Genomic DNA, 10,888 nt, shown 5'->3' with positions numbered 1-10,888 from the left:
AAGAGTAATGCCTATTCTTTTGTAAGCCACCCCGCTTATTATAATAAGCGGGGTTTTTATCTCTCTATTTTAGTCTCTTCTTTTCCCATAAATTCACAATTTTTACATATTCTAAAAACACTCAAATAAACATAATTATTTGAATTAAAAGTAAAATAGCCATTAAAACTGTAAAAAATAAATTAATGCATAACCCTTGACCTTCCCCTAATGGTAAAGTTTAAGCTTAATTTCATACCCTATTTAAGAGGAGAATTCTAATGGATACGAAGACAACGTTGTCCTCTGCCAACCGACTGAGTTTACCTGTAGAAGGAATGACATGTGCTTCATGTGGTACAATTAATAAAACAGGAGCTTTTAGCTTTAACGTCACTAAAGTCGGTTCAAATACCGTTTTGGCACAAATTATTCGCTTAGTGGGATAACAGAGAACGCGCCAGTGCAGATGTGAAATCTATTGCGCTCTCCCATATTGAAGCGCTCAATTGTAAGATTGCAGAATTACAACAAATGACAAAAACATTAGAACATTTAGTCAAAGATTGCCAAGGTGATAACAATCCTGATTGCCCCATTATTGCAGGATTAATCGAGCCCGGATCGGGATCTGAAAGTCAAAAAACAAAAACTCATCTCTCACATTTGCACTCTTCAATTTAGTTTTTTTCTATCAACAATAAAAAATCCCGCTTATTATTAAGCGGGATTTTCTTATTCAACGAAAAGCTAAATAACCATTATTATCAACAGATAAATTAACCTAATTGACCATGACAATGCTTAAATTTCTTACCCGATCCACAAGGGCATGGCTCATTACGTCCTACTTTTTTACCCGCCGCAACTTGACCATCTACCGCTGACATTTGAGACTCTTTTGTCACTTCATGGCTTAATTGCTGTTGTTTTGCTAGACGCTCGGCTTCTTCACGGCGACGACGTTCTAACTCTTCAACTTCTTCTGGTAAACGAACCTGGACTTTGCTTAGTGTGCTTATCACTTCATATTTCAGTGATTCCAACATGTTAGCAAACATAGCGAACGATTCACGTTTGTACTCTTGTTTCGGATCTTTTTGTGCATAACCACGTAAGTGGATACCTTGACGTAAATAATCCATCGCTGCCAAGTGCTCTTTCCACAGTGAATCCAGTGTTTGTAACATCACGCCTTTTTCAAAGTTACGCATCATTTCAGCACTAACGATTTCTTCTTTTGCTTTGTAAACTTCGATCGATTTTTCTAGGATACGTTCACGTAATGTTTCTTCATGTAACTCAGGCTCTTTATCTAACCACTCTTTAATTGGTAAATTCAAATCAAAATCTTTTTGTAGACATGCAGTTAACCCTTCAATATCCCACATTTCTTCCAGTGATTGAGGTGGAATATAGTTATCGATCATCGTAGTGAAGACATCTTGACGAATACTGTCGATAGTTTCACTGACGTCTGCTACATCAAGTAATTCGTTACGTTGAGTATAAATTGCACGACGCTGATCATTAGCTACATCATCATATTCAAGTAATTGTTTACGAATATCAAAGTTGCGGTTTTCTACTTTACGTTGTGCATTGGCAATCGCTTTAGTTACCCAAGGGTGCTCAATCGCTTCGGTTTCATTCATACCTAATTTACGCATCATGCCAGATACTTTATCTGAAGCAAAAATACGCATTAAAGAGTCTTCCATAGATAAATAGAAACGAGAAGAACCTTCATCACCTTGACGACCCGCACGACCACGTAACTGGTTATCAATACGGCGTGACTCATGACGTTCAGTACCAATGATATGTAAACCACCTGAAGCTAATACTGCGTCATGGCGCTCTTTCCATTTCGCTTTGATTTCTTCAATTTGTTCTTCTGTTGGCTCATCAAGTTTAGCCACTTCAGTTTGCCAACTCCCCCCCAACACGATATCAGTACCACGACCTGCCATGTTAGTTGCAATAGTCACGGCAGAAGGTAAACCTGCGTTAGCAATAATATCAGCTTCCATTGCGTGGAATTTCGCATTCAGCACGTTATGGTGAACATTGGCCTTCGTTAACGCATTAGAGATTTCTTCTGACTTTTCAATTGAGATAGTACCAACAAGTACAGGTTGGCCATTCTTGGTACGTTCACGAATATCTTCGATAATGGCAGCAAATTTACCTTGTTCATTCATATAAACTAAGTCAGGGAGATCTTTACGTACCATTGGGCGGTTAGTTGGGATAACAATAGTTTCTAAGCGATAGATAGAGTTAAATTCAAACGCTTCAGTATCCGCAGTACCGGTCATCCCTGCTAATTTTTCGTATAAACGGAAATAATTTTGGAATGTGATTGACGCTAATGTTTGATTCTCATTTTGGATCTTCACACCTTCTTTGGCTTCAACCGCTTGGTGTAAACCATCAGACCAGCGACGACCTTGCATTGTACGACCAGTATGTTCGTCAACAATAATAACTTCGCCATCTTTAACAATGTAGTCAACGTCTTTGGTAAACAGCGCATGAGCACGTAATGCAGCAGTCACATGGTGCATTAACATAATATTCGCCGGTGAGTATAAAGACTCACCTTCTTTCATCATGCCAGCATCTGCTAATAAGCCTTCAATTTTAACTAGGCCACGTTCTGTGATATTCACTTGACGTGTTTTTTCATCAACAGAGTAATCACCTTCACCTTGGAAAGTATCTGAGTCTTCTTTTTCTTGAGGAACCAAATGAGGGATCACTTTATTCATTTGGATATAAAGCTCAGAACTGTCTTCTGCTGGGCCTGAAATGATCAGTGGTGTTCGCGCTTCATCGATTAAGATTGAGTCAACCTCATCCACTAATGCATAGTGTAATTTACGTTGAACACGCTCTTGTGGGCTAAATGCCATGTTGTCACGTAAGTAATCAAAACCAAATTCGTTGTTCGTACCGTAAGTAATGTCGGCATTATAGGCTTCGCGTTTTACTGGTGGCGCCATATTCGGCAAGTTGATACCAACGCTTAAACCTAAGAATTCAAACAGAGGACGGTTATTTTCGGCGTCACGTTGTGCCAAGTAATCATTGACGGTAACAACGTGAACCCCTTTACCTGATAGTGCATTTAAGTATGCAGGTAATGTTGCGGTTAATGTTTTACCTTCACCGGTACGCATTTCTGCAATACAACGCTCATTCAGTACCATACCACCGATTAACTGCACATCGAAATGGCGCATACCAAAGACACGTTTACTGGCTTCACGCACAGTTGCAAACGCTTCGGGTAAAATATCTTCTTCTTTTTCACCCTTTTTTAAGCGCTCACGAAATTCGTTCGTTTTTGCTTTTAACTCATCATCTGTCAGTTTTTCAAATTCTGGCTCAAGTTTATTAATTTCATTAACAACTTTGCGCATACGGCGGATAGTACGATCGTTACGGCTACCAAAAATCTTGGTTACAATTTTACCTAACATAAATCTTTATTCTCATTTATGGCGTGAAAACGCCGAAAAAAGCCTCTGTTTTTATGTTTTAACAGAGATAATCATAATCTTATTAGATTATATGACTCAATTAAGCCGTTAGGTAAGGTCCAGCGCGGATCCCGCGGATTTGTGCAAGCCATAATCCGGTATGATAGGAAGTGGTGCTCTGTGCTAAAGTATAGCCAGAAAGCGGTAAATGGGTTAATGCTGTTGAGGACGTGTCTGTCAATAAAGCATACAGAGTATCAAGCATGACCTCTGCAACATGAGAAACAGGAGACGGCTCATCTTTGGCCTTTACCATCAACTCAGGAGAATTAATAGTGAATGCAAAAGAAAGCTGTTTAATGACATTTTTTACTGCGTGCTGTTGCCAGTAATTAAAGGTGAAGGATGAGGCAGGATTCTGTACACTTTGACGTAAAAATAGGTTATCAAACGCAATAAGTGCCTGACTCTGGCGATTCTGTGAGGAAGGTGTATCTGTTTGTTGTGGATTTTCGGCATGGGCAGACAACAGCGAAGGTATTCCAATACCTGCTGCTACCATCCCTAAAAGCAGATGCGACCAAAAATATCGCCTGCCAAACTGTCGCCAAAAACTTATAATGCTCATTAACCTTCGTTGCTCATTAATTTTTATTTTGTGGAGTCAAAATCTATGCGGGATAGTTACCCACAATCATTGGAAAAAATCTTCATCGAACTTGAAGGTTCCAATAAAAATACATTACAACTCATTCAACAGCGTGCAACGATTTTACTAAAATTAAATCGCGCCGTCATGGGCCTTTTACCTATTCCTTTACAAGATAAATGCCGTGTCGCCAATTATCGCAACGCTATTTTAATTATTGAAGTCGCAAACGCAAGTTGGTTAACTCGATTACGTTATGAGACGCCATCATTACTTTCTGCATTAAGACAAGAAATTTTACCATCCTTATCCTCAATAGACATCAAAATAAATCCGACTTTAGGAATAAAACCGGAAAAAAGATCTTTAATATCATCATTAAAAAAACAAGAGCCTACAAAGAGACGTCATTTAAGTTTAGAAAGTGCTCAATCATTAAAGTATTTAGCGCAGAAAAGCCCGAAGAAATTAAGAGAGAAATTAGAACGGTTGGCTGCACTTGCCGGAGAGAGTACAAGTGCAACCAAAGATGAACGTTAATTAGAGATAATTAACGTACTTCCATCACTGGAATTAAGCAAAAACCATTGAAGGAGCTTTAAATGCCACCGGCATTTGTGCTTCGTCTTCAAATGTGACAAATTCCCACGCAGACTCTTTTGCTAATACCGCTTGGAGTAATTTATTGTTTAATGCGTGACCTGATTTAAACGCAGTGAATTCACCGATAATGTTATAACCACACATAAATAAATCACCGATTGCATCCAACATTTTGTGACGAACAAATTCATCTTCAAAACGTAAACCATCGTCGTTGAGAACACGATAATCATCAACTACAATCGCACAATCGAAGCTTCCGCCTAAACACAATCCTTTAGATTGCAAATATTCGATATCACGCATAAACCCAAAAGTACGAGCACGGCTAATTTGGCTCATGAAGGATTCTGCTGAAAAATCTAATTTATAACGCTGTGTACTTGCATCAATGGCTGGGTGATTAAAATCAATAGTGAAATCTAATTTAAACCCATTGTATGGACGCATTTCTGCCCATTTATCGCCATCTTCAACACGCACTGTTTCTTTGATGCGAATGAATTTCTTCGCAGTACGAAGTTCTTCAATACCTGCATCTAGTAACAAGAAAACAAAAGGTGCTGCACTTCCATCCATAATTGGAATTTCAGGTGCATTCACTTCAATTACGATATTATCAATGCCTAAACCAGCCAGTGCTGCGTTTAAATGCTCAACGGTTGAGATACGCACATCATCTTCGTTAACTAAGCAAGTACAAAGCATAGTGTCACGAACTGATTTTGCATCTGCTGGAAAATCCACCGGTGGATTTAAATCAGTACGACGGTAGATGACCCCAGTATTTGCTGGCGCCGGACGCATTGTAAGCGTAACTTTTTTACCTGTGTGAAGCCCCACACCAGTTGCTTGTACAATTCGTTTTAATGTCCGTTGTTTGATCATCATTTTATCTCGCAATGTTATCCGTCCTACCAATCATTATACTTATAATTGGCAGGACAGTTTAGCACAAAAAGCGGAGATGCCAATCTTTTTGGCGATTAATCAGCCTGTTTTCTCAGGAACGCAGGGATATCTAAATAATCGGGCTCTTTATTCGCCTGAGTAGATTGTTCGTTAACGGCTTTTGCTGCTGGCTTGCTTTCTTCTACAGTTGAAAAAGAAGACATGCTATTTTGCATTTGCTGATAACGATTCTCCATTGCGCTTTGCTGATTTTGCTTATTCGTTACCAGCGTAATTTCTGGACGTTTGTCCATGCCGATACCTGTTGCAACGACAGTTACACGCAGTTCATCATTCATTTCTGGATCAAGGGATGTACCGATAACCACAGTTGCGTTGTCTGATGCAAATGCACGAATGGTATTACCCACTGTTTCAAATTCATCAAGACGTAAATCAAAGCCTGCAGTAATATTGACTAATACACCACGCGCACCAGACAGGTCGATATCTTCCAATAATGGACTTGAAATCGCCATTTCTGCGGCTTCTTCAGCGCGATCTTCACCTTTAGCAGCACCAGAGCCCATCATGGCATAGCCCATCTCGGACATCACTGTTCTTACGTCGGCAAAGTCAACGTTCATTAAACCAGGGCGGGTAATTAGCTCTGCAATACCTTGGACTGCGCCTTTTAACACATCATTAGCAGCACCAAACGCATCTAATAATGAAATACCACGGCCCAATACTTTTAATAGTTTGTCATTAGGAATAGTGATTAATGAATCAACATGTTTTGATAACTCAGTAATACCTTGTTCCGCAAATGCCATCCGTTTTTTGCCTTCAAAATTAAAAGGCTTAGTCACTACAGCAACGGTCAAAATACCTAATTCTTTAGCAACTTCAGCAACAACTGGCGCAGCACCAGTACCCGTACCGCCCCCCATACCGGCTGCAATAAAGACCATATCGGCACCTTCAAGCGCTGCACGCAGCGCTTCACGGTCTTCTTCTGCGGCATTACGACCCACTTCAGGGTTTGCACCTGCACCTAAGCCTTTCGTAATGGCATTACCAATTTGGATAGTTTGTCCGACTGCTGTTTTACGTAACGCTTGAGCATCCGTATTGACTGCAAAGAAATCTACACCTTCAATACGTTCACGAACCATGTGCTCAACCGCATTACCGCCGCCGCCACCAACGCCGATGACTTTAATCACCGCATCGTTGGTTAATTCCATAGGTTCAAACATAATTTCTCTCCGTTTTGTGCCTTCTTAGGGTCGCTTGCTCAAACGACCTCTTTTTAAATTTGTCTGATTATTAAAACTCTCTTTTTAGCCAACTGGTAAGTTTCTTAAACAAACCACTGACAGCAGAGCGTTTTTCGGTTTCTGTTTCCTCACCAAAGTGGGATTCTTTACCGTAATGCAAGAGCCCAACGGCTGTTGAGTAGTAGGGATCCTGCGCATAATCTGTTAGCCCGGTAATATTTAACGGTTTACCGATCCGTACTTGCGTGTGAAAAACACGTTGAGCACATTCAACAAGTCCATCAATCTGTGCAGCACCACCTGTTAGCACAATACCTGCGGCTAAATGATGCTTAATCCCTTGCTGACGTAATTGTTCTTGAACTTTTAAAATCTCTTCATTAACAAGATTGAGCAATTCGGTATAACGAGGCTCAATCACCTCCGCAAGGGTTTGTCGTTGCAGACTTCTTGGTGGCCTGCCTCCGACACTAGGAACTTCGACATTTTCATCTTTACCGACTAAAGAGCCTAATGCACAACCATGGCGAACTTTGATAGCTTCAGCATCATTTGGAGGTGTACCAAATGCATAAGCGATATCACTCGTTACCACATTGCCAGCATAAGGAATAACGCGAGTATGTCTTAATGCCCCACCGGTATAAATTGCGATATCCATTGTACCGCCACCAATATCAACAACACACACACCGAGTTCACGTTCATCTTCTGTCAATACAGCGAAACTTGAAGCCAATCCTGCAAAAATCAGTTGATCTACCTTTAACCCACAGCGTTCAACTGCTTTTACAATATTCTTTGCCATATCGTTATGGCAGGTAATTAAATGAACTTTAGCTTGCATACGTACACCCGATAATCCAACAGGGTTTTTGATCCCTTCTTGATAATCAATGGCATACTCTTGCGGTATAACGTGTAAAACACGATGTTCATCTTTTACTTTGACGGATTTCGCAGTATGAACCACGCTATCAACATCATCTTGAGTCACTTCTTCTTCTGAAATTGGCACCATACCAATCTCATTTTGGCAACTGATATGCTTACCTGATAACGCCAAATACACTGAAGATATTTGACAATCAGCCATCAATTCAGCCTGATCTACCGCCCGTTGTACACATTTCACGACGGATTCAAGATCATTAACACCACCTTTATCCATGCCTCGAGATGGACAACTTCCCACCCCGATAATATTCACTACACCATCAGGCAGGATCTCACCGACAAGGGTGGCTACTTTGGCCGTACCAATCTCAAGACCAACTACTAATTTTCTGTCCGTCGCTTTGATCATTATTGTTCTGCCTTCGCCTTCATCGTGTCATCTGCCACGTCTTGTTTATTCATTCTCAAGTAATAAAGGAGCCCATCCGACTGCACCACCACTGTCATAACGCAGATCAACATAATCAACTCGTTTATCTGTTTGTTGTTGCAGTATCGGATACAACTCAATAAAGCGAGCGATCCGTTTTTCGTTATCCTTACGACCTAACTCCAATCGGACATCATTGTCTAAAACTAATTGCCATCCTTGACGAGCAGACATTGACGCTGCTTTTAAATTCAGGTTACTCGCAAGAAGTTGATCTCGCATTGCTACATAACCTGATAACACCATTTTTTCACTTCCTTGAGGGCCATATAACAAAGGGTAATTACCTTTAGTTTCCAAGTGCGTTGGCAGACTGAAAACACGCCCTTCTTTATCAAGAAAGTAAGTATCATTCCAGCGAGTAAAGGGAACATACTCTACCAGATGGATTTTAAGTTCGTCTGGCCACTGTTTACGCACAGTGACTTGCCTAATCCATGGCATACGTTCAATTTGTTGCTGAATGATATTCACATCCTGTGTCATAAATGTGCCAGGTTGTCCTAAAGATAAAATCGCCTGACGCACATCATCATTCGTTGTGTAATGCCGCTCGCCAGTTAATACAAGTTTTGAGATGGGAAGACGATTTGCATCTTTCATCCAATTAACGACTTGTATTCCCCCCCAAACGATAGTGGCAATCACACATAAGAAAAAGATTAATCCTGATAAATAAGTACCATTACTCGGCCTGTCAGAATGCTGTTTCTCTTTGTGCTCTTTTATATTTAGCGCTGCTTGTGACATATTAACCCACTAACTCCTGAGCAACGTTTAAACAAGAGAATCGCCCACCCTTTTGTCCGATATTCCTTCGATTAATACTTTTCCTACATATATATACTTTATGAACACCTTTAGGTTTGATAATTAAATCACTAAATTGTTCAATCTGTTGAGAATTATTTACTTTAAAAGAAGAAATTGCGAATTTTTCTGCGTTTTTCTTACTTTTTAACTGAAATTTTTTCTCAATACGGTTTTGAGCAAGCGAATTCTCGATCATTTTTTTCGCCAATACTGTGTTATTTTTCTCATAACATCTCATCATTACAGCGAGTTGATTACCCATTTCACCATAAATGATGTTCACTTGCTCAAACATCCGCCTTAATCCTCGCTTAAAGATGGCTGTAATTTTGTATCTGCTAAGCGACGCGCTATTTTACCAATATTTCCAGCACCTTGAACTAAAACAAGATCATTATCTGTTAATACGCCTGCTAATATTGATGAAATATTATCTACATCAGACACCCAGATAGGATCTAACTTGCCACGCTGGCGAATTGTTCGACAAAGTGAGCGACTATCTGCGCCTGCAATAGGGGGTTCCCCTGCTGCGTAAACATCTGTTAATAATAAAATATCCACCTGATTGAGAACAGTAGCAAAGTCCTCATATAAATCACGTGTACGTGTGTAACGATGCGGTTGAAAAATCATAACTAGGCGCTTATCTGGCCAACCTGCTCTTGCTGCTTTAATCGTTGCATCAACTTCTGTTGGATGATGACCATAATCATCGACTAACATCACCTCACCTTCTTGACCATTAACATGCTCAAGACCGTAATTTCCTAAGAAGTCAAAACGGCGCCCCGTACCTTGGAAGTTAAGTAATGCAGCTAAAATATGTTCGTCTGCAATACCTTCTTCGGTAGCAACCGCTACTGCTGCTGTTGCATTTAACGCGTTATGACGACCTGGTGCATTTAATACAACTTGTAAATCCGGCATATCTTCACGAGAAATAGTGAAAAAACCTTGAGCACCTTTTTGTTCATAATGCGTAATACGAACATCAGCATCTTCATTAAATCCATAAGTCGTAATATAACGACCGACTTTAGGAATAATGGAACGGATAACATCATCATCAAGACACATCACTGCACGACCATAGAATGGTAAGTTGTGCAAAAAGGTAATAAAGGTCTCTTTTAGATTGTCAAAATTACCGTGATACGTATCCATATGGTCAGCTTCAATATTTGTAACCACTGCCACCATAGGTTGTAAATGTAAAAACGATGCATCGCTTTCATCAGCTTCAGCAATTAAATAGCGACTACACCCTAAACGTGCATGCGTGCCTGCTGATTTAACTAATCCACCATTCACAAACGTAGGATCTAATCCCGCTTGTGCATAAATATTTGAAATCATTGCTGTCGTAGTTGTTTTACCGTGCGTTCCTGCAATCGCCACACCGTGACGATAACGCATTAATTCAGCTAGCATTTCAGCACGACGAATAACCGGAATACGTGCTTCTCTCGCTGCAATAATTTCAGGATTTTCAGCACTAATTGCGGTCGAGACCACAACAACACTGGCACCACGAATATTTTCAGGGCGATGATTAAAATAAACAGTTGCACCCAAGGCAACAAGCTGTTGTGTAACAACATTTGGCGCTAAATCAGAACCGCTGATTTCATAGCCTTCATTCGCTAACACTTCAGCAATCCCCCCCATACCAGCACCACCGATGCCGATAAAGTGAATATGCTTAACTTTTCTCATTTCAGGCACAAACGATCTTAATTTTGCCAGTTGTTGTGTATTCACTATTTACTTCTTCACTCTAAGTTAATGGTTA

The 10,888-nt window shown here is 40.2% G+C and carries 11 protein-coding genes; 3 read left to right on the top strand and 8 right to left on the bottom strand.

What is annotated here, in order from left to right:
• Nucleotides 1–260: 260 nt before the first annotated feature.
• Both GWI97_RS08835 and GWI97_RS08830 read left to right on the top strand, forming a co-directional pair.
• Nucleotides 261–428 (top strand): hypothetical protein, encoded by a 168-nt coding sequence (locus tag GWI97_RS08835; RefSeq protein WP_158482375.1) that lies wholly within the window; start codon nucleotides 261–263, stop codon nucleotides 426–428.
• A 22-nt stretch (nucleotides 429–450) separates the two neighbouring features.
• On the top strand, nucleotides 451–663 hold the full coding sequence (locus GWI97_RS08830) for a hypothetical protein (RefSeq protein WP_115370726.1): 213 nt from the start codon (nucleotides 451–453) through the stop codon (nucleotides 661–663).
• A gap of 95 nt (nucleotides 664–758) precedes the next feature.
• Here GWI97_RS08830 and secA read toward each other — a convergent pair whose 3' ends face one another.
• Complete coding sequence (secA, locus tag GWI97_RS08825) at nucleotides 759–3,467, bottom strand: preprotein translocase subunit SecA (RefSeq protein WP_036934964.1); 2,709 nt, start codon at nucleotides 3,465–3,467, stop codon at nucleotides 759–761.
• Between the two features lie 100 nt (nucleotides 3,468–3,567).
• The gene (secM, locus tag GWI97_RS08820) at nucleotides 3,568–4,095 is read right to left on the bottom strand and encodes a secA translation cis-regulator SecM (protein ID WP_036934966.1); all 528 of its coding nucleotides are present in this window, start codon (nucleotides 4,093–4,095) and stop codon (nucleotides 3,568–3,570) included.
• A gap of 45 nt (nucleotides 4,096–4,140) precedes the next feature.
• Here secM and GWI97_RS08815 point away from each other — a divergent pair, with 45 nt between their 5' ends.
• Nucleotides 4,141–4,656, top strand: coding sequence for a DUF721 domain-containing protein (locus tag GWI97_RS08815; RefSeq protein ID WP_103004917.1), 516 nt, complete (start codon nucleotides 4,141–4,143; stop codon nucleotides 4,654–4,656).
• Between the two features lie 33 nt (nucleotides 4,657–4,689).
• Here the strand turns inward: GWI97_RS08815 and lpxC are convergent, their stop codons facing one another.
• The 6 genes from lpxC to murC all read right to left on the bottom strand — a co-directional run bounded on the left by lpxC (nucleotide 4,690) and on the right by murC (nucleotide 10,857).
• Entirely contained in the window at nucleotides 4,690–5,607 is a 918-nt protein-coding gene (gene lpxC / locus GWI97_RS08810) for a UDP-3-O-acyl-N-acetylglucosamine deacetylase (protein ID WP_036913397.1), read from the bottom strand.
• A 98-nt stretch (nucleotides 5,608–5,705) separates the two neighbouring features.
• Nucleotides 5,706–6,872 carry a cell division protein FtsZ gene (gene ftsZ / locus GWI97_RS08805; RefSeq protein WP_036934968.1) on the bottom strand — a complete coding sequence of 389 codons (1,167 nt, stop codon included), beginning with the start codon at nucleotides 6,870–6,872 and terminating at the stop codon, nucleotides 5,706–5,708.
• A gap of 70 nt (nucleotides 6,873–6,942) precedes the next feature.
• The gene (gene ftsA, locus GWI97_RS08800) at nucleotides 6,943–8,199 is read right to left on the bottom strand and encodes a cell division protein FtsA (protein ID WP_036934969.1); all 1,257 of its coding nucleotides are present in this window, start codon (nucleotides 8,197–8,199) and stop codon (nucleotides 6,943–6,945) included.
• A gap of 45 nt (nucleotides 8,200–8,244) precedes the next feature.
• Complete coding sequence (gene ftsQ, locus GWI97_RS08795) at nucleotides 8,245–9,030, bottom strand: cell division protein FtsQ (protein WP_161751909.1); 786 nt, start codon at nucleotides 9,028–9,030, stop codon at nucleotides 8,245–8,247.
• 1 nt (nucleotide 9,031) lies between these two features.
• Entirely contained in the window at nucleotides 9,032–9,388 is a 357-nt protein-coding gene (locus GWI97_RS08790; protein ID WP_036934973.1) for a hypothetical protein, read from the bottom strand.
• Between the two features lie 5 nt (nucleotides 9,389–9,393).
• On the bottom strand, nucleotides 9,394–10,857 hold the full coding sequence (murC, locus tag GWI97_RS08785) for a UDP-N-acetylmuramate--L-alanine ligase (protein ID WP_115370722.1): 1,464 nt from the start codon (nucleotides 10,855–10,857) through the stop codon (nucleotides 9,394–9,396).
• Nucleotides 10,858–10,888 lie beyond the last annotated feature (31 nt).

It is taken from the genome of Proteus sp. G2300 (assembly GCF_009915965.1).
GTDB lineage: Bacteria > Pseudomonadota > Gammaproteobacteria > Enterobacterales > Enterobacteriaceae > Proteus > Proteus vulgaris.
The sequence above is the reverse complement of the archived record's forward strand: the minus strand, read 5'-3'. Positions and strand labels throughout refer to the sequence as shown.